Annotated in this window: 14 protein-coding genes and 1 pseudogene; 11 read left to right on the top strand and 4 right to left on the bottom strand. The window is 59.7% G+C overall.

Features of this window, described 5'->3' with window-relative positions; genetic code table 11:
- The first annotated feature begins 43 nt into the window (after window positions 1-43).
- Window positions 44-1,123 (top strand): SDR family oxidoreductase, encoded by a 1,080-nt coding sequence (locus AC3ITA_RS15035; RefSeq protein ID WP_489277650.1) that lies wholly within the window; start codon window positions 44-46, stop codon window positions 1,121-1,123.
- A 169-nt stretch (window positions 1,124-1,292) separates the two neighbouring features.
- Window positions 1,293-2,192 carry a DMT family transporter gene (locus tag AC3ITA_RS15030; protein ID WP_008023518.1) on the top strand — a complete coding sequence of 300 codons (900 nt, stop codon included), beginning with the start codon at window positions 1,293-1,295 and terminating at the stop codon, window positions 2,190-2,192.
- Between the two features lie 280 nt (window positions 2,193-2,472).
- Here AC3ITA_RS15030 and AC3ITA_RS15025 read toward each other — a convergent pair whose 3' ends face one another.
- The gene (locus tag AC3ITA_RS15025; RefSeq protein ID WP_489277648.1) at window positions 2,473-5,295 is read right to left on the bottom strand and encodes a multicopper oxidase domain-containing protein; all 2,823 of its coding nucleotides are present in this window, start codon (window positions 5,293-5,295) and stop codon (window positions 2,473-2,475) included.
- A 419-nt stretch (window positions 5,296-5,714) separates the two neighbouring features.
- Between AC3ITA_RS15025 and AC3ITA_RS15020 the strand changes: the two genes are divergently transcribed.
- The 8 genes from AC3ITA_RS15020 to AC3ITA_RS14985 all read left to right on the top strand — a co-directional run bounded on the left by AC3ITA_RS15020 (window position 5,715) and on the right by AC3ITA_RS14985 (window position 14,435).
- The gene (locus AC3ITA_RS15020) at window positions 5,715-7,841 is read left to right on the top strand and encodes a TonB-dependent siderophore receptor (protein ID WP_489277647.1); all 2,127 of its coding nucleotides are present in this window, start codon (window positions 5,715-5,717) and stop codon (window positions 7,839-7,841) included.
- A 142-nt stretch (window positions 7,842-7,983) separates the two neighbouring features.
- The gene (locus tag AC3ITA_RS15015; protein ID WP_489277645.1) at window positions 7,984-8,661 is read left to right on the top strand and encodes a thermostable hemolysin; all 678 of its coding nucleotides are present in this window, start codon (window positions 7,984-7,986) and stop codon (window positions 8,659-8,661) included.
- Window positions 8,651-10,132: an AMP-binding protein gene (locus tag AC3ITA_RS15010; protein WP_489277643.1), complete on the top strand. Its 1,482-nt coding sequence runs from the start codon at window positions 8,651-8,653 to the stop codon at window positions 10,130-10,132. Before AC3ITA_RS15015 ends, AC3ITA_RS15010 begins: the two co-directional genes overlap by 11 nt.
- Complete coding sequence (locus AC3ITA_RS15005) at window positions 10,129-10,803, top strand: iron-containing redox enzyme family protein (protein WP_095942107.1); 675 nt, start codon at window positions 10,129-10,131, stop codon at window positions 10,801-10,803. Before AC3ITA_RS15010 ends, AC3ITA_RS15005 begins: the two co-directional genes overlap by 4 nt.
- A complete protein-coding gene (locus AC3ITA_RS15000; RefSeq protein ID WP_489277641.1) occupies window positions 10,790-11,599 on the top strand; it encodes an SDR family oxidoreductase in 810 nt (269 codons plus the stop codon). Before AC3ITA_RS15005 ends, AC3ITA_RS15000 begins: the two co-directional genes overlap by 14 nt.
- A complete protein-coding gene (locus AC3ITA_RS14995) occupies window positions 11,596-12,240 on the top strand; it encodes a tetratricopeptide repeat protein (protein WP_095942109.1) in 645 nt (214 codons plus the stop codon). The genes AC3ITA_RS15000 and AC3ITA_RS14995 overlap by 4 nt, the downstream gene beginning before the upstream one ends.
- 168 nt (window positions 12,241-12,408) lie before the next feature.
- Complete coding sequence (locus AC3ITA_RS14990) at window positions 12,409-13,071, top strand: response regulator (RefSeq protein WP_095942110.1); 663 nt, start codon at window positions 12,409-12,411, stop codon at window positions 13,069-13,071.
- Entirely contained in the window at window positions 13,068-14,435 is a 1,368-nt protein-coding gene (locus tag AC3ITA_RS14985) for a sensor histidine kinase (protein ID WP_150672527.1), read from the top strand. Before AC3ITA_RS14990 ends, AC3ITA_RS14985 begins: the two co-directional genes overlap by 4 nt.
- Before the next feature lie 122 nt (window positions 14,436-14,557).
- Here the strand turns inward: AC3ITA_RS14985 and AC3ITA_RS14980 are convergent, their stop codons facing one another.
- From AC3ITA_RS14980 to pdxR, 3 genes and pseudogenes are all read right to left on the bottom strand, one after another.
- A complete protein-coding gene (locus tag AC3ITA_RS14980) occupies window positions 14,558-15,823 on the bottom strand; it encodes an MFS transporter (RefSeq protein ID WP_150672526.1) in 1,266 nt (421 codons plus the stop codon).
- 51 nt (window positions 15,824-15,874) lie between these two features.
- Window positions 15,875-16,945, bottom strand: coding sequence for a sugar phosphate isomerase/epimerase family protein (locus tag AC3ITA_RS14975; protein ID WP_095942113.1), 1,071 nt, complete (start codon window positions 16,943-16,945; stop codon window positions 15,875-15,877).
- 112 nt (window positions 16,946-17,057) lie between these two features.
- Window positions 17,058-18,567: pseudogene (gene pdxR / locus AC3ITA_RS14970) on the bottom strand (MocR-like pyridoxine biosynthesis transcription factor PdxR).
- Between the two features lie 328 nt (window positions 18,568-18,895).
- On the opposite strand from pdxR, the gene AC3ITA_RS14965 reads away from it, so the two are divergent.
- On the top strand, window positions 18,896-19,768 hold the full coding sequence (locus AC3ITA_RS14965) for a DNA/RNA non-specific endonuclease (protein ID WP_150672523.1): 873 nt from the start codon (window positions 18,896-18,898) through the stop codon (window positions 19,766-19,768).
- The last annotated feature ends 29 nt before the right edge of the window (window positions 19,769-19,797 follow it).

Raw genomic sequence — 19,797 nt, 5'->3', positions numbered from 1 at the left:
ATAGTTTACGCTTGATTTCTCACCTTAAACAAGGAACAGGGAAATGAGCGTGGAGTGCTTTGTCACGGGGGGTACCGGCTTCGTCGGTCAACATTTGGTGGCGAACCTGAGTGCAAAAGGTCACACCATTCGGGTGTTGATGCGTCGCCCGGAGCGACTGGCTGCGCTGCGGGAGCAAGTCGATAATTTGGGAGGATGCGCAACCCGGGTATTTGCCGTAGCTGGCGATCTGGAACGGGACAACCTGGGGCTGAGTCTTGCTGACCGAGAAGTGCTAAGGCGCGCCAGAGTCATATTCCACCTGGGCGCCCACTTCGCATGGGGGCTTTCAGTGGAGCATTCTCGGGCGGTGAATGTAGAAGGGGCAAAGCGCGTGGCGCTGTTGGCGGCTGAGCAAAAAAGCCGTTTGGTGATGATCGGCGGGTACATGCTGAAAAATCATGAACATCTGCAACGCATCGGGATTGATCCTCGTTATCCGGAGCTGACGAATTGGCCTGCCGTCTACCGGCATGTCGGTGGTTACGAGGGGAGCAAGCTGGAGGCGCATTTTGCGACCCTGGAGGTCATGTCCGCCAAGGGCGGGGAGATTACCGTTGTCCACCCCGCGACGGTTTGCGGCCACAGCCGCACGGGGCATATCCTTGATGGTCAGCCACTGGTGGAGCTGATACGCAACCTTGTACAGGGAAAGCTGACTGCGGTGCCCGGTACCGCCGAGCACTGGCTGCCATTGGTCACCGTGGATTATCTGGTTGAGCTGGTGGCAGTTTGTGCTTTTGATCCTGCCATGGCGGGCCAGGAACTGCTGGCGCTTGATGACCAGACTCCCAACTTGCGAGAACTCCTGATACAGGTGGCACAACCTTTGGGCTTAAAATCTCCCAAGCATCACATTTCACTCCGATTGCTGAAATTACTACTGAGTATTCCTCCCGTCGCGTGGTTTTTGAATACAAAACCCGAAGCCTTGGACTTTATCCAGACCACTCGTTTTGATACAGCAGCGGTCGAGCAATTTGCCAACAGGCATGGAATAGCCAAACCGGATATACGCCAGTCTTTGCAGCACACTGCAGCGTTCGTCAACTCATATTGCATAGCCAAGGGCGAGGCCCGCTGACTTCTCCCTTGGCGGCGACAAGAAAGCGAATAGCGGACTACTGGGCGATCCAGCGCTTATGCCAGAATAAATACCGGGGTTGGTGGGATCTTCGTATCCTCAAACTTTGCGCCGTCGATGTGGGGCGGCATTCCATCGAACGACAAATCAGCGACAGGGATCGTCATCCATGCAATCTACTTTCAGCAAAGGCGTCATATTTGCACTCTCCGCTGCGGCATTGAACGCAACGATCGGTGTACTCAGCAAAGTACTCATGAGTAATGGTTTCACCGCTAGCAGTGTCGCCGTCATCAAGACCGTACTGGGTTGCGTGCTTCTCTCGATCTTACTGTTTTTCCTCAAGCGCCCGGCGGCGTCGACCAAGTGGACTCAGGCGGCTATCTGCGCATTCCTTGGCATCTTTGTGCTGTTCCATTTCGAAACGTCCGCCTATCGACACTACGCTGCAGCAGGTGTGGTGGTGGTGCTGATGGCCAGTGCCTCAATTTCCTCGATCATTCTGGGGCGCATTTTCCTCAAGGATGCCATCACAGCGAACGCTACCGTGGGCGCCGCACTGGCTATCGCCGGGATCTCGGTGATCTTCGGCGGCGACCTGCAGCAGGGCTTTACCCTGCAAGGTGCTGCGCTCGCCTCCATGGCCGGCTGCGGCTATGGGGCCTTTTCGGTTGCCATGAAGCGTATGGGGGTGTCGGGGGGGCTGCACTTCACCCGACAATTGTTGTTCTTTGGCAGCCTGTACCTGCTGATGCCGGCTGCGGCCGATGGTTTCGCGATGGGCGAGCTATCGCCGCTGGCGATCGCCGCGCTGCTGGCGCTGGCCACGCTGCCGACAATCCTGGGCTTTTTCTGCACCACCAAGGCCATCGAGTATCTCAAGCCATCCCAAGTGCAGGCGCTGGAGCTGACCGAGCCACTGTTCGCCGCGCTGCTGGCGTTTGTGGCGCTCAATGAAGTACCGCGCGAAAGCCTGTACGCGGGAGCGGCACTGATCATCGTCGGCCTGTGTTTCTCCAATGAACTGATCCGCTTGGGCAGCAAAGCATCCGTCCCTTCGACCGAGTGAGCTATTTTCGGATCCTGATTACTTTAGCAATCAGTGGTTTTTAAGTGTTTTGAGCGACTGACCGCTACTGACCGGTTTCTGCCTCTGACGAGGGGCAGCTACCGCCCCATAACCGACCGTGATGACAGTCGGCTATGGGATTGAAACGATCATGCAGCCGGTTCTTTGCGTTTGCTGACGACATGACCAGCCGTTCGACAGACGACGCTAGCCTTTGTCTCCGCTGTCTCCGCTGTCTCCGCTGTCTCCACTGTCTCCACTGCCGCTGCTATCTTCCTGGTTATCGTTGACCCCCGACCTGTGGCCCGACACCATCTCCCGTACGGAATGTCGGTAGCGCAACCGAGTTCACGAATTTCACGCCGTCCCAGCTGGGCAAGGGTGTGGGCATCAATTGGATCTGGCCCGGGTGCTCGGAGTCCCAGCGCAGCAGCATCGCCGTGTCCTCATGCTGAGTGTTGTGGCAGTGTTCCATGTAGGTACCGGCAAACTCACGGATGTGTAAGGCTATTTCCACATTGTCGAGACTCTCGGGATGGCGGCCTATATTGTAGATATCCTTGCGCGCGCCTTTTTCCCATTCGCTTGGTGGTTTGCCACCTCGAGTGAGAATGATCCCTTCCTCGAAATGCACATGCACCGGGTGACTCCAGCCATTGCCGCCGTTCTGGATCTTCCAGACTTCCAGCGTGCCTTCGCCCTTGAACCCCGCCGGTGTCGGGCCAGTGGCCAATTGCGGCGCGGCTGAAATCCGCCGCGGGTCCATGTTGAAGCCTTGGCCGCCATCGGTCTTGATCGTCCAGGGTGTAAAATCCGTGCCGTTGGAGCGGCCAAAGATAAAGGTGCGGTGCCGCGCCTGGGCAAGCCGGGCGATATCGGCGGGGTCATCACGGTGCAAGGGCAGGGGGATCATGACCTTGCCCTCGGGCTTGCCGGGCTTGGCGGGCTCGAAGTCGACCGGGTTCATGCTGACATCCTGGCCGGTGTAAGGCTGGACGTTCAGTTGCAGGAACAGGCCCACGCCCGGATCACCGTTGACCCACTGTGGCCCCTGGCTGGTTTGCCTGACAACGGGCAGGTAGTTCCCGGAGAGGACATCGGCCAATGGAATGTCGCGTTCAGGACGCTTGCCATTTTGATGTTCTTCGATGTTGACGAAGAAAATCCTGTCGCCCGGGCTGATGCCATTTTTCGCGAAGTCGATGACGATGTCATAGCGTTCGGAAATGCCCTGTATCGGCAGGATGGCGTTATGGTTCTGTGTGTCACCGTCGCCATCGAGGTCCAGGCTGCCATCGAACGGCACCGCGTGCTCCATGATATTGCCGTCGTTGGCAATCATGTGGAACGGCACCCGGTCATAGGAAACTCCGGAGCCGTTCAGGCCTGGAAACTCGCCACCATTGCCATTGACCTGACGCACCACCGCCAGCTTGAAGTAGCGAGAAACCGATCCGTTGAGAATGCGGAAACGGTAGCGGCGGGCGCGTACGTCCAGGAAGGGCTTGTACTCCCAGTTGGTCAGCACCTGGTCACCGAGAAAACCGTCGGTGTTGAAGGGGTTGAACCACAACTGACCGGCCTGGTCCCAGGCCTTGTCGGTGATCATCAGGTTGACGTCATAGTCGCGGTTACCCCAGCCCAGCCCAGAGCCGCTGGGTAAGCGCAGATTGACCCCGTCGTCAACCGCCTCGTTGCCACGGTCCACGGCGCTGTAGTAGTTCATCATCGTCGCATTGCCCTTGTAGACATTCTGCGCGGTGAAATCGAGCATGTGGTCGTGGAACCAGTGGCTGCTCATGGTTTCGCGCCAGTCGCCACGGATCTTGATGGTGCCGTTGTTACACGTCTTGAGGCCTGGCGTTGCATCGTTGACGAACAGGGTTTCACCGGGGTCGCACGGGAATGCTGCCCGTGGGTCCTCGGCGGTGGTGTTGATGGTGTCGTAACCGGCCAACTGGATCGGCCAGCGATAGTCGTAGTACTGGCCCGGGAAGAAGAACGCGTTGGTAAAACCGTCGCTTTCCGCGGGCGTGTGGCCGTTGTGTTCATGGGTGGTGAGGGTGTGCAGGCCAAAGCCCCGGTTGGCGGACGGGTCAATGGGCAAGGCATCGTAATGACGCATCAGCATCGCCTGGCCATAGCGTACCAAAAGCAGTTTGGGCGGAAAGGTGCCGTCGAAGGTCCACAACGCATTATGGTCCTGGACAGGGAAGTTGGCGTGAAACTGCACTTGAATACCCTTGGTGGTGCCCTCGTTGTTCGGGTTGCCGTTGGTGTTGTGGTAGAGCCCGCCTGGCGCAAATTCCCCCACGGCGTAGTTATGCCGTTGCATGCGATCACGCAGGCCGCTGTTGACGTGCGCGCCGGCTTGCACAGTCTTGAAGGCGTCGCGCGGGAAAAACTCATTGAAACGCTGGTGCGACCAGCCTTTTCCCGGTGGCCGGCCTTCTGCGGGCGAATCGACCCGGCGATTGAGGAAAAGCTCGATCTGCGCCTTCCAGGGGTTGCGGTCCAACACATTGGAGAACTCTGTCGGGAAAGGCGTCAAGGCCGGCTGCCTGAGAAAGGCATCCAGCTCCGCCGGCGACGGGCCGCTTCGCGCCACGTTCAACGGGTCTTGCGCCGGTGCGGGTCCCAGCGTCGGAACCGGAAACGGAACGGGTGATGGCGGGTCGGTCGCATCCAGTTTGTTCGAGCCGAACTCCTCGAACAGTTCAAGCTTCTGGGTGAACGGTTGAACCCCGAACACCGGGCTGGCGTTCCCGTTGGTGGGGATATTGAAGCTGGGCTGCAGATCGGGTGGCAGCACATTGTCGACCAAGGGGGTCCGGCGGTTACCGACCACACCATTAGGCAGGTCGAAGGCCCCGACGTTTGCGAGAGGCGGCTTGAGCAAGTCCCGCAATGCGGCATCGGTGTCGGCGGGCGGGTTGGTGAACGCCGATGGGTCGGTGGGCGGCGGTGGATCGGTGTTGTCGAGGGGGGCTGCCCGGGTCTGGGACAAACCCAGCCCAAACACGATCACGGCAGCAGAGATACTCAGCGCCAGCCTGGTTTTGGACAATGGACTAGGTTTGAGCCTTCCGGCATCTAGTTTCATCGCAAACACCTCTGACGTGTTCCTCGGAGCGTGGCAGTACCTGGGTTACGAGCCACTGCTTCCAGTCCCGGCTGGTAAAACATTTGACTCCGAGCCGGGATGAAAACGATGCAAATTTCCCACCAAAATTGACAGGAAGCGACTAGTGGCTCTACGCCACGCCCCCATTATCCGCTGGCTTTACGCTGCGCAGGGTCAGCCAGGATGAATGCCCCAATGACGGGGTATATCCCCCAATACCGGGTGCAAGTGTGCGGGGGCGGCGGGGCTTGAGGCTGCGGCGATTTGAAATGACGCAGGTCACCTTCAGAAAATACAAATGAGAATACGTATCAAACCGTGATGACGTGGTATACCATGCGCCGCAATTTGTTGGCATGTATGCCGTCCCATTTGGCTATTTTCACAAGGTTTCCTAGATGCGTCGTACTCTGGTGTCTATTTGCGTGCTTCAGGCATTCTCCGCTGCCTCTTGGGCGGAGCAAGCAACTCCCGATAAATCCAGTCTGGAGCTGCAAGCGACCGACATCGTTGGCACAGCAGACTTTGAAACCGCCATGGGACCCGTGGACGGCTATCGCGCGACGCGTTCGGCCAGCGCCACGCGCACCGACACGTCGATCCACGAAACGCCACAGTCCATCAGTGTGGTGACCCGGGATGTTGTGGAGGACATCAGTGCCACAAGGTTGCAGGACGCCCTCGATTACGCCGGCGGGGTGGGGCGGGCCAACAATTTCGGCGGCCAGGGCCTGACGACCTTTACCGTGCGCGGCTTTACCACCGGGGAGTTCTATCGCAACGGGTTTCCGATCAACCGTGGCTATCCGAACATGCCCGATGCCAACACCATCGAGCGACTGGAAGTGCTGCGAGGGCCGGCGACCATGCTCTATGGCCGAGGCGATCCGGGCGGTACCTTCAACGTCATTTCCAAACAACCCCTGGCCGTGCCCACGGTGACCCTGGGCAGCCAACTCGATGACCAGGGCATGAAGCGCGGCACGCTGGATGCCTCCGGCCCGTTGGACGAAGAGGGGCGCCTGGCCTATCGCCTGAATGTGGTGGGCGAGGGCGGAGATACCTTCCGCGATCATGTCCAAACAGAACGTTACGGCGTGACACCGGTGCTGTCCTGGCAGGCCACCGATGACACCAAGGTGATTTTCGAAGGCGACTTCATGCGCAACAATCACCCGCTCGATCGCGGCCTGACGCGCTTTCCAAACCAGATCGGCACGGCCTCGCGCGATACCTTCTTCGGCGAAAAAGACGCTGGCAAATTGCACAACGACAACAACATGGCGCAACTGCGGTTCGAGCATCTGCTGAGCGATAACTGGACGTTGGGCGGCGGATTCCAATGGCTCGACGGGACCCTCGAGGGTAATGCGGTCGAAGCCAACGGTGTGGCCGCGGACGGACGCACCCTGGGCCGCAACTTCAATTACCGCAAGCTGGAGTGGACGGACAAAGACACCCAGCTCAACCTCACCGGCCATTTCACCGCGGGCGGTTTCGATCACACCCTGCTGACCGGCGTCGAGTACGAGGATTACGACTACCAGTCGATCATCCAGCGTTCCAGCGGCGCGGTGAGTGCCTACCCGATCGATATCTTCAACCCGGTATACGGCCAGCCGCGTCCAGCCTTGACCCGCACCCCGACCAACGACAAGGAAAACCTCAAGACCTACGCGGCATTCGTCCAGGATCAGGTCGCCTTGACCGAGCGTTTGCGAGTCCTGGCCGGGGCCCGTTTCGAGCGCTTCGAGCATGACTACCAAACATTTGTGCCCGGCGGCAGAAGCTGGGAGGCCAGCGACAATGCGGTCACCCCGCGTGTCAGGGTGACCTATGACCTCACCGACACCGTGGCGATCTATGCCGACACGGCGCGCTCGTTCAAGCCCAATACCGGCGCCAGTCGCCAGGGCGGTGGGTTCGAACCGGAAAAGGGCAAGTCCTATGAGCTGGGTATCAAGTGGGAAGCGCTGGACAGTCAGTTGAGTGTCGACGCGGCGATCTACCAGATCGAAAAGCGTAACGTACTCACCACCGATCCTGTGGACTCGACCTTCAGCGTGGCGGCAGGCGAGGTGCGCAGCCGTGGTTTGGACCTGAATATTGCCGGCAACCTGACCCCGCAATGGCGGGTGATCGGCGGTTACGCCTATGTCGATGCCGAAGTGACCAAGGACAATGTCATTCAGTCCGGGACCCGGCTGATGAACATCCCGCAGCACAGCTTCAGCCTGCTCAATGTCTACGAATTCCAGGATGGCGCGCTCAAGGGACTGGGGCTTGGCACCGGGCTCAAGTACGTCGATGAGCGTGCAGGGCAAACGGCCAACACGGCGTTTTCGATGGGCAGCTACACCGTGGTCGACCTGCTGAGCTACTACAAGGTGAACGACAGGATCAGACTCAACCTGGATGTGAAAAACCTGACGGACGAAGATTATGAAGAGGGCGCATTCGGCAACGTGTACGCCTATCCAGGGGCGCCGAGAACCGTGCAGGTTGGTGTTTCCTACACGTTGTAGCCCGGCGGAATGTAGCACTCCAGCGTCGTTCGACATTCCTTGTACGGGTGCCTGCGGCGACTATTGTTTTGTCAGCTTCAGACTTCGTTAAGAAATGCCTTTGATACTTCTCCCCCAATTGATCCGGGGGAGATGATTTTCAATGTCCGATTTCAACTGGAACGTTCAGTTGCCGCTGCACTTTGGCCTGGCCGAAGCGCAGCAGATGTATCTCGTCAAGGCCTTGCCGGACGCCCCGCAACGGAGCGCATTCGAAGCCTTTATCCAGCAACGTTTTCGTAAGGCCCACGGTGCCGATATTCGCCATTTCATGCCGCAGCTGTTTGGCATGAGCGATGCGTCCGGCGCGCTTTGTGCGGTGGTCGGGGTACGTCTGGCGAGCGCCGGGCCGCTGTTTCTGGAAGGTTACCTGGACGAGGCGATCGATCCGCTGATCAGTGCCGCGGCCGACCATACCGTAAGTCGCTCAACCATTGTCGAGGTAGGCAACCTGGCTGCCAGCGACACCGGCAGCGCACGGATGAGCATCATCGCGATGACCTACCTGCTCGCCATGGGGGGGCTGGAATGGGTCGCCTTCACCGGGAACCTGGGGCTGGTCAACAGCTTTCATCGCCTTGGCTTGAAGCCCGTGACGCTGTGTGCTGCCGACCCGGCGCGTCTGGGCGAGAACCGCCACGCCTGGGGCAGTTACTACGAAAGCAAGCCGTGGGTTCATTTCGGCAATATCCGCTCCGGTTTCATCCATTTGCGCAACATCGGCCTGTTCAGTCGCCTGGGCTTGCCAACCTCTATTGAAGGGTCTTGCCATGTCGCCTGAAATGGAGCGTTTCAAACAGACCCTGCGTCATCATGCCGAGCAAAAAACCAATGCCATTGCCTTGTGGGGCGATCATCTGAAGCTGGACTACGCCACGCTGTATGCCGAGGTCATTTATCGCCAGCAGCGCCTGCGCGATGAACAGGTCAGGGTGGTCGGCCTGGCCCTGGACAATGGCGTCGAAGCCATGCTCTGGGACCTGGCCGCGTTGTTCGAGGGTTTGACCTGCGTGGCCTTGCCGCCTTTTTTCAGTCCGGCGCAACGCAAGCATTGCCTGGAGCAGAGCCAGGCCGAACTCGTCATTGCCGAGCCGCAACTGGACGACGAACTGCTAGCGACCGGGTATGAGAAGCGCGGCGAGTTCTGGCACCGCACCTTCAGTGGCCCGAACCGGATGCCTGAAGGCACCGCCAAGTTGACCTTCACATCGGGCACCACAGGCACACCCAAGGGCGTGTGCTTGAGTGGCGACAGCATTCTGCGGGTCGCTCGCGAGCTCCACCTGGCCAGCCAGCCCACCGATCCGCAACATCACCTGGCGCTGCTCCCGCTGGCCATTTTGCTGGAGAACATCGGTTGTTACGCCGCGTTGTATGCCGGCGCCATCTTGAGCCTGCCGGGCCAGAAAACCCTGGGGATTGAGGGCGCCAGTGGTGTGAATGTGCCGACATTGTTGGGTTGCCTGGCCAGCCGATCGCCCCAGAGTCTGGTGTTGGTACCGCAGTTATTGCTGATGCTGGTCAATGCTGCCGAGCTGCAGGCCTTCGATCCACAGCACCTGCGCTTTGCCGCCGTGGGCGGTGCCCGGGTCAGCGAAGATCTACTGAATCGCGCTCAACGGCTGCGCATCCCCGTCTATGAAGGTTACGGGCTGTCCGAGTGCGCGTCGGTGGTGTGCCTCAATCGCCCGCAAGCACGGCGTCCCGGCAGTGTCGGACGGCCATTGCCCCATGTGGAGATTCGCCTGGCGGACGACGGCGAAGTGCTGATCAAGGGTTCAACCTTGCTGGGCTATCTGGGAGAGGCGCCGCACACCGCCCAATGGTGGCCCAGCGGCGATCTCGGCGAGTTCGACGCCGAAGGTTTTCTCTACCTCAAGGGACGCAAGAAACATCAGTTCGTCACCAGTTTCGGTCGCAACGTAAACCCCGAATGGGTGGAAGCCGAATTGACCCAGCGCGGGCCTGTCGCCCAGGCCTTCGTCCATGGCGAGGCCATGCCCCGCAACCATGCGCTGCTCTGGCCCCATCGCCCGGACTGCACTGACGAACAACTGGCCGCCGCCGTGGCTCAGGCCAATGAGGCGTTGCCCGAATACGCCCAGGTCCATCACTGGAGCCGGCTCGACCAACCCTTCACTGCCACCAACGGCATGCTCACCGCCAATGGCCGGCCCCGCCGTGATGCCATCGTCGAGCGCTACCGGGGGCAACTGAGCGAATCTGCATTTTCCGAGGAATCCGCACCATGAGTTTTTTTGACAGGCTGCAACAAGCCACTGAGCAAGAACGTATTGAACTGTTCAACCTGCCGATCATTCGTGATGCGCTGCTGGGCGACGTCAGCCTGGAAAGTTACCGGGCGTTTCTGGCACAGGCCTATTACCACGTGCGCCATACCGTGCCGTTGATGATGGCTTGCGGTGCGCGCCTGCCATTGCGTCTGGAATGGCTGCGCAAAGCGGTATGTGAATACATCGAGGACGAATACGGCCACGAACAATGGGTACTCGATGACATTCAAGCCTGCGGCGGTGACAGGGACGCTGTACGCGACGGGCGCCCGTCATTGCCGATCGAGTTGATGGTCAGCTTCCTCTACGACCTGATCGCCAGGGACAATCCGGTGGGATTGTTCGGCATGGTCAATGTGCTCGAAGGCACGAGCATCGCCTTGGCCACCCACGCCGCCGGCAGTATTCGCCAGCGCCTGGACTTGCCGGAAAGCGCCTTCAGCTACCTCAGCTCTCACGGCTCGCTGGATATCGAACATATGCAGACCTACCGTCGACTGATGAACAGCCTTGAAGACCCGGCCGACCAGGCCGCCGTCATTCATGCCTCCAAAGTGGTGTACCGGCTCTACACCGATATGTTTCGTGGCTTGCCGCGTAACGGGGAGAACCTGCATGCGCCTGTCTGAAGCTCGCGTCGTATTGACCGGTGCCAGCGGCGGCATCGGCCTGGCCATCGCCACCGCACTGTGCGCCCGTGGTGCCCAGGTGCTGGCCGTGGCTCGACATCGGGAACCCTTGGTGCCGCTGCTTGAGCTCTATCCCCGGAACCTGTGCTGGGTCCGTGCGGACCTGACGCTGCTCACCGACCGCCGCGAGGTGCTGGCGCGGACCCAGAGCATCGGCGGTATCAACCTGCTGATCAATGCCGCCGGGGTCAATCATTTCGCCATGCTCGAACAGCTGGACGACAGCGAGATCAATTCGATGCTCGCGGTGAACATCAGCGCGCCGATGTGCCTGACAAAACTGATGTTGCCACTGCTCAAGCAAGCCGACAGTGCCATGGTGGTGAACGTCGGTTCGACCTATGGCTCCATTGGCTACCCCGGTTACGCCAGTTACTGCGCCACCAAGTTCGCCCTGCGCGGGTTCTCCGAAGCCTTGCGCCGGGAACTGGCAGACACCCGGGTCAGTGTGCTTTACGTTGCCCCGCGAGCAACCCGTACCAGCATGAACAGCCCGGCGGCCCAGGCACTGAACGATGCGCTCAAGACCAATGTCGATGATCCGCAAACCGTGGCGGCCGCAGTGATTCACGCCATTGCCGGTGAACGTCGCGACTTGTACCTGGGCTGGCCCGAGCGTTTTTTTGTACGGCTGAACAGCCTCCTGCCCCATCTGGTGGACCGTGGTTTGCGCAAACAATTGCCACTGATCCGCCGCCTGAGCCAGAAACCCGACCAGGAGAATCTCGAACCATGAAAACGATCATCGCTTGCCTGTTGCTTGGCGCATTGAGCCAGAGTGTCTGGGCGCTGGATGCTGCCGACCAGCAGCGTCTCAACGGTATCCAGCAAAGCTGGGCGCATATTCAATACGAGTTGCCCGAAGGGCAACGAACCGCGGCTTTTGAAAAACTGGCCGCCCAGGCTTCGAGCTTCAAGCTGGAACGCCAAACGCTGGCTGAGGCCTGGATCTGGTCTGGCATTGTCACCAGTAGCTGGGCGGGCGCCCAGGGAGGGCTTGGGGCGCTGAGCAAGGTCAAGGATGCCAAGGCAGACCTTGAAAAAGCCCTGACACTGGACCCCAAGGCATTGCAAGGTTCAGCCTATACCAGTCTGGGGGCACTCTATGACCGCGTACCGGGTTGGCCCATCGGTTTCGGCGATTCGGACAAAGCCGAACAGTTACTCAAGCTGGCATTGCAAATGAACCCCAATGGTATCGACAGCCTGTACTTCTGGGGCGATCACCTCTACCGTCAGAAGCGTTATGTCGAAGCCAGGGCAGCGCTGCAAAAAGCCTTGCTGGCTGCGCCTCGACCTGGCCGCGAGAGCGCCGACACCGGGCGCCGCAAGGAGATCGAGACACTGTTGGTGGATGTGAACAAGAAACTCGGTTGACGGGATAATGCTGGAAAATGCAGGAGCGAGCTTGCTCGCGATGGACTCATGAGCGCCGCGTTTAGCCAGTTAATACGCGTTATCGTTAACGACCATCGCGAGCGAGCTCGCTCCTACAGAGGACCACATTCGCTTAACTGAACAGCATTACGGCTAACAGGAGACCCTGTGCGCTTATTACTCATAGAGGACGACGTGGCGCTCGGCGAGGGCATTCATCAGGCCCTCGGCCGTGAAGGTTATACCGTCGACTGGTTGCAGGACGGCAACAGCGCTTTGCACGCGTTGCTCAGTGAAATCTTCGATCTGGCGGTGCTCGACCTTGGCCTGCCACGCATGGACGGTCTTGAAGTGCTGAGGCGCTTGCGTGACAGCGGTTCCAATCTGCCGGTGTTGATCCTGACCGCACGCGATGCCACCGAAGACCGCATCGCCGGCCTGGATGCCGGCGCCGACGACTACCTGATCAAGCCTTTCGACCTGGCAGAGTTGAAGGCGCGCATACGTGCGTTGCTTCGGCGTAGCGCCGGGCGTGGACAATCGCTGATCGAGCACGCCGGTATCAGCCTGAACCCCGGTACACAGCAAGTCAGCTACAAAGGCGAGCCGGTGGCCCTGACACCCAAGGAATACCAGTTGCTCCACGAACTGCTCTCGCCACCTGGCCGGGTAATGACTCGCGATCATCTGATGCAGTTGCTGTACGGCTGGAACGAGGAGGCCGAAAGCAACACCCTGGAAGTGCACATCCATCACCTGCGCAAGAAGTTCTCCACCGATCTGATCCGCACCGTCCGTGGTATCGGTTATCTGGTGGAGGAGCGTCGATGACCTCGATCCGGCGTCGCACCCTGACCCTGATCATCGGCCTGATGCTCGCCGGCGTGGCCGTGATCAGTGTGTTCAATCTGCACGACAGCAACCATGAAATCGCCGAAGTCTATGATGCCCAGCTGGCCCAGAATGCTCGCCTGCTGCAAGGCGTCATGCGTATGCCCATGGTGAGCAAGGACCATGCGGATCTGTACAAGGCTTTCAACCAGGCCCTGAACGAGGCGACGCCCGGGGGCGGGGGGCATCCGTATGAAACGAAGATTGCGTTTCAGGTGTGGAACGCCAGGAACGAAGTGCTGGTGCATACGGCCAGTTCTCCGTCCTTCAGCACACCGGCGGTCACACCAGGCTTCAGCGATGTAGTCGACCTGAACGACCGGCATTGGCGCGCCTTCCTGCTTGAAGACAAGCAGAACAACCTGCGCATCTGGGTGGGTGAACGGGACGACGTGCGAATGGACCTGGTGGACCGGATCGTACGCCACACGCTGTGGCCCAATATCCTGGGGAGTCTGTTGCTGGCCGCCATGATCTGGCTGGCCATCGGCTGGGGATTGAAACCGCTGGTCAATATGGCTGCAACGCTACGAGCCCGTAAGCCCGGCTCGCTCGAACCCTTGCAATTGACACCACTGCCCACTGAACTCGAGCCCATGCAGGCCGCCCTCAATCGCATGCTCGCGCAAATTCAGGAAGTCATGGGGCGCGAGCGACGCTTTATCGCTGACGCCGCCCACGAAATGCGTACACCACTGGCGGTGCTCAGGATCCACGCGCAAAACCTGATGGAGGCGGGGAGTGAAGAGGATCGTCGCGCATCGCTCGAATTCTTGATTGCCGGCGTGGACCGTACCAGTCGACTGGTCAATCAATTGCTGACGATGGCTCGTATAGAGCCTGGAACAGGGACTGAACCGCCTGCGTCCATTGATCTGGCCAGCACCGTTCGCGACAGTCTGATTCAGTTGACGCCCTGGTTGCTGAGCAAGGGGCTTGAATTGGTTTTTGATGTCAGCGACGACATCAGCCTTGCGCGAGTCGACCCGGCCGCGATCGATATTGCCTTGAACAATCTGGTGACCAATGCGGCGAATTTCTCCCCCCGGCATGGAGTCATCACTGTCAGGCTGGTCGAAAAGGAAAATAGCTACGAACTGTCTGTCGAGGATGAAGGGCCGGGCATCAACGAGCAGGATCGCGATCGGCTTTTCGAGCGTTTCTACAGCCGAGGAAATGCTCAGGGTGCAGGGTTGGGGCTGACCATCGTCAAAGCCATTGCCGATCACTTGGGTGGGCAGATCAAGCTGGAGAACCGCAGCCCTGGAGGGTTACGCGCCACATTGGAAATTCGTCGTTCCTGACGTTGCACCTGGTATTGCCTGATGGCCCTGGAGGAGGCGGGTTTCGCATTTTGATGGCGGTGCCAGTGCGGCGGTCACCGAGAAGCTTCGGTTACCGCCGCAGCGCATACACCCACCTGTTTTCAGGCTTGCGCGGCGCTGACCTTGCCAGTGATCGTGGCGTTTTTGCGGACCGCTTGATACAGCAGGCTGGACACCATGAACCCGACAATGGCCAATACGCTCATCAACGAGAACACGTAGTTGTAGCCTTGTTGACCCGGGAAGTGGTCAAGGATGGCGCCATAGATGACGTAGGCAAACATGCCAGGCGCATAACCGATCAGACAACCGATCCCGAAGGCTGAACCGGTGATGTGCTGGGGAATGCCGACTTCACCCATGGGGGCCCAGAACACGCCGCGCATGGAAAAGACAATCAGCGCGAAGGAGAGGGTGGCCGCCATGCCGGCGTAGATGTAATCCGGGCTTTTCGGGATGAGCATGATGACGCCCATCAGCGGCAACAACGCCAGGAATGCCCACTTCAGATAGCGGCTGGAACTCTTGAACTGTTTGTCGGCGATGAAGCCACCGGCAGGGCCGCCCAGGATCTTGAGGAAGTACTGGTTGATGATGCCGTAGGCGCCTACCAGGGCCACGGGCAGTTCGTACATTTCCTTGAGGTAGGGAATGAAATAGGTCAGGCCGCAGTACACGATGTAGACCATGAACACGTTGAGGCTGACCAGCCAGATGCCCGGCACCTTGATGGCTTCGAACAGGTTCGACAACCCGTTCTTCGGCTTGACGGTCGACTGGGTTTTGCCGCTCTTGAGCAGCAGCCAGGTCAGGGTACCGGCAAGAATGTCGATGACCGAGTAGAACAGGATCGCCGACTTCAGGCCGTTTTCACCGGAGCCCATGGCGACGAAGACACCCAGTGCAGAGAAGGCGACCAGGGTATCGATGACGCCACGTCCGCCTTCGAGCAGGCCGAACAGGCGACCCTGTTCCTTATCGTCGCCCAGGTTGCGGATGGCTTTGAGCAGCGAAGGCCAAAAGAGGCAGTCGGCACACACGGCCAGCAGGCAGAACACCACCAGCAGATTGCTGAAGGGCGGAAAGGTCGCCAGGTAGAGCCCGAGGCCGCCGGTACCGATCAGGCCGAGGGGGATCAGCTTGCGCGTGTCATACCGGTCGGCGAGCATGCCGCCCACCACGAACAACGCGGTGGCGATGATGGCGTTGGCGCTCAGCAGCACGCCGATTTCAGTGTGGGACAGCCCCATGAATTCTTGCATGGGGATGTAGAAGGCGTCTTTGAGATTCGCCAGTTTGTAGATGGTGCCGCCACCGAGGATGAGAATCAGGAATCTGAGCCATTTGGCCTTGTCTTGGGATGTCATTATTGTTCTCCAGGCGTAATTGGGTAGGCAGTGCTGGTCGGCACGCCAGGTTCAGTCGTTAGCGCAATGGGCCAGGGTCAACTCGGCCAGGGTGCGGAACTCGGCCAGCAGACCGCGTATGTAGGCGACCTGGTTGTTGGCCCAGCGGTGTTCATCGGCCAGCATTCGTTCCAGCGAGAAGCCTTCCGGCAGCGCTGTTTCACTCATTTCCCGGTACGCAATGAACGGGTCGGCGGCTTCGTCGAGCTGGCGGAACGCCGGGGCCACGTAGTGGTTTTCCTGCTCGAGAATGAAAGCGATCACTTGCGGGGTTGATTCGCCGAGCATCAGCAGTTCGAACAACATGCGTGCGCTGGGCAGGTCGTCTTCGTTACTGCCTTGCAGCACGCCGTAATGCCCGAAGCCGTTTTGCTCAGGCACGATGCGCACACCCTTGAGGTGGGTCTGGCGTATGTGCGGGGCCAGGGCGCGCAGTGCCGCCAGGGGCTGTTCGCAGGCATTGATCATGTTGCCGAAGTCGAACAGGGCGTGCAGGCGAGGGTGGTTCAGCCGGCTCAGCAGTTGCGCGATCTCGCCGCTCTTGAGTTCTTCATGCTGCTCGAAGTCGAAGAACAGGTCGTGCTCGTCTGCCTGTTGCGCGAGGTAGTGCAGGTCTGACTCGATCACGTCCATGACCCGGGACAGCGCCCCTTCGTAGCGTGAGTAGACACGGATGTTGCGGGTACCCAGCGCCTTGGCGATGGCGATCACTTGGTCGACATCTTTTTTCAGGGTGCTGCTGATTTCCAGATGCACGTCCAGCCCGAGGGCATTGGCCTTGGCCGCGAACGCCTGAAGCTGCGCGACGGTCATTTGGCTCAGGCTGTTTTCCTCGCCGTCGAGCAGGTGCAGGCTCAAGCCCTGCAGTTCATGGCGATAGGCGAAGTCCAGCAGGTCGCCAGGGGTGACACGACCGTGGGTCAGATTGGTCAGCAAGGGGTAGGCATGGGCAAACAGGCGCAGTTGCGCCAGTCGGTCGAGCAACTGGCGGGCCAGTGCCTCGGTCAGTAGGGGGGGAGCCTCGGCCTCGACAGCCTTATGGCTGAGCAAGGCGTTGAATCGTTCCTGGATCTTATTGTTCATTCGAGTCGTTCCTGGTTCAGACACCGGGTCTACCGGCGCAGCCTTTATCGCGCCAGTCAGGAACTCTCGATAGATCCATTATCAGTTAATTCATAAGACCACTTGCCTTGGATCAAGTGGCCGGTTGCAGGTAGCCCATTTCGTCCAGGGCCTGGGCCAGCGCTTCGACACGCGCTTCGGCCTGGTCCTCCGGGGTGCTGGCAAAGCCGATCAGCAGCGCCGGCGGCAAGACATGTTCGACGCAGTAGTCGCTCAGGGGATAGGTATGAATGTCATGCCGGCCGAGTTCCCTGGCAAGGGCGTCGTCATCGAGATGCGCGGGTAACCAGGCGATCAGGTGCATGCCGGCTTCCACCGGCGTGATCCTGAAGAAAGTCCCCAGCCGTTTCTGCAGCTGTTCGACCAGTGCCTGCTGGCGAGCCTGGTACAGGGCGCGCATTCGACGAATATGGCCGAGAAAGTGGCCTTCGCGCATGAAGTCCGCCGTGACGGCCTGGAGCAGTGTGGGCGGGCTGCGATCCATGACCGCCCGCAGGGTGCAGAAGGGCTCGATCAAGGCGTTCGGCAGTATCACGTAACCCAGTCGTAGCGAGGGGAAGAGCACCTTGCTGAAGGTTCCGGCATAGATGACCCGGGCCCATTGGTCCATGGCATAGAGTGCCGGCAGGGGGCGGCCGTTGTAGCGAAACTCACTGTCGCAGTCGTCCTCGATGATCCAGCTTTGATTCTGCGCGGCCCAGTCGATGAGTTCCTGGCGCCGCCCATAACTCATGGTGACGCCCAGGGGATGCTGACGAGAGGGGGTGGTAAACACCAGACGGGCGTCAGGACACAGGGCCAGGCGCTTGCCGGACATCGATCCCCTGTTCGTCGATACGCAGCGGCACGACCCGGCCACCCTGGGCCTGGAGCGCAATGCGCGCCGCGATGTGCCCCGGATCTTCCATCCAGAAGCTGTCCTGCGGATTGAGCAACAGCATGCCCAGCAGGTTGAAGGCTTGCTGGGCACCGGACACGATGACCACCTGATCGGCACTGCAATCAATGCCCCGGGCATCGAAGACGTACTCGGCAATCGCCTCGCGCAGGGCCAGCAATCCCTGTAGTTCGCCATAGCCGAGCATGGCCTTGGTGGGTTTGTGCAGGTGGCGGTTCAACAGGCGCTTCCAGACCGATTGCGGGAACGCATCGTAGGCGCAGTGGCTGGGCAGGAACGAGGTAGGGCTCCCGGTCGCCCAGCCGGCATAGGAAACACCGCGGAAATGATCGCTGCGCAACGACAGCATGGACTGGCTCAAGTCGGACAGGCGAGGGGGCTGGCGCTTGTGCTCATCGTCATCGATACCGCGGTTTTCCCACTCATGGCCGACATAGGTCCCGGCCCCGGTCCGCGACGTCAGAAAACCTTCGGCAATCAGTTGATCGAACGCATTGAGAATGCTGATTCGCGACAGCTGCAGCTCCTTGCTCAGGGTCCGGGTGGACGGCAGGCGCACGCCTCCCTGAATCCTGCCACCGAGGATCTGTTTGCGAATCTGCAAGTAGAGTTGGCGGTACAAGGGGATGGAACTGGCACGGTCCAGCTCGATACCTGACAACAACAAACCTGCGGAGGATTTCATTTTTGGTTCGTCTGGATGAAGTGTGGTTTGGCCTGAATTGCCGTCAGGCACCCGGGTGCGAAAGGGTATCGAGGGGTGCTGGATAAGTCATCCACCACAGCGTCACAATGATAGGGCTGCTGAGTACGGCATTGCACTAACCGATCTTGTCATGGTCCATACACCTCGCTCGACCCTCGGCCGTCGTACCCACCGGCCCGCATCGATAACTTGATCAAGGACAGCGAAAGCATGAACGCCGCTACATAGTCAGTAACGCCCTCCACCCGGTTCCGTGAATCGGGCCCGCCGTACGTTTACCCCTCAATTCCTTTCGAAGATTTAACCCATGTACCTACGCAAAATTGCAGTTGGGCTGTCGGCCCTTGTTTTGCTCTCGTCCGGGGCACAAGCCCGCAGTCTGCTGGACATCCTCAAGCCACCCACCGCGCAACATGAGCAAACGTCCCGCTCCGGCTCGATCAGCCGGAACGCGGCACTGGACCTCTATTCAAGCAAACAGAAACAGGCCTCGTTTGATGGCTGCGCCGATCTGTTCCCGGCAGCGAAACCGATCAACACGGCCACAGTGCCTGCATCGATGAAACCCCTGGCGCTGTGTTCCGACAACTTCGCGGTGCTGTACTCGCAAACCAGCAAGACCCCGCTGGTGGTGGTCGAGCGCCTGAATGCCGCCCAGTTGCAGGATGCCAAAGGGGAGGAGCGCACCAATCAATTCTACCCGGACCCACGCATTCCCAAGGGAGGGCGCGCCGAGTTGAGTGACTACCGCAGCCAGCATCCGGCCGTGGACCGTGGCCATCAATCCCCGGCAGCCGATGCCCCGAGCCCCAAGGCCATGGCCCAATCCTTTGCGCTGTCGAACATGGTGCCGCAAGACCCGACCAACAACCGCAAGATCTGGAGCAAGGTCGAGTCTGATGTGCGCAAGTTTGCCAAGCGCGCCGATGGCAATGTGTTTGTCTTCACCGGCCCGCTCTTTGATCCCGGCTACTCGACCATCGGAGACAACCAGGTCTGGGTGCCGAGCCGCCTGTTCAAGTTGGTATACGACGCATCGTCCAAACGTGCCTGGGCCTACGTGCTGCCTAACGCAGAAACCCGTATTCAGAAACCCATGGACTATGAAACGTTCGTGAAGAGTACCGGGCTCAAGCTGCTCGGGAACCTGCCCGTCACCGGTTCGGCCGGGCGTACCTGATGGCTGGATGAGCAGCGCCCCCAAAACCT

It is taken from the genome of Pseudomonas sp. GL_090 (genome assembly GCF_057837765.1).
The sequence above is the reverse complement of the archived record's forward strand: the minus strand, read 5'-3'. Positions and strand labels throughout refer to the sequence as shown.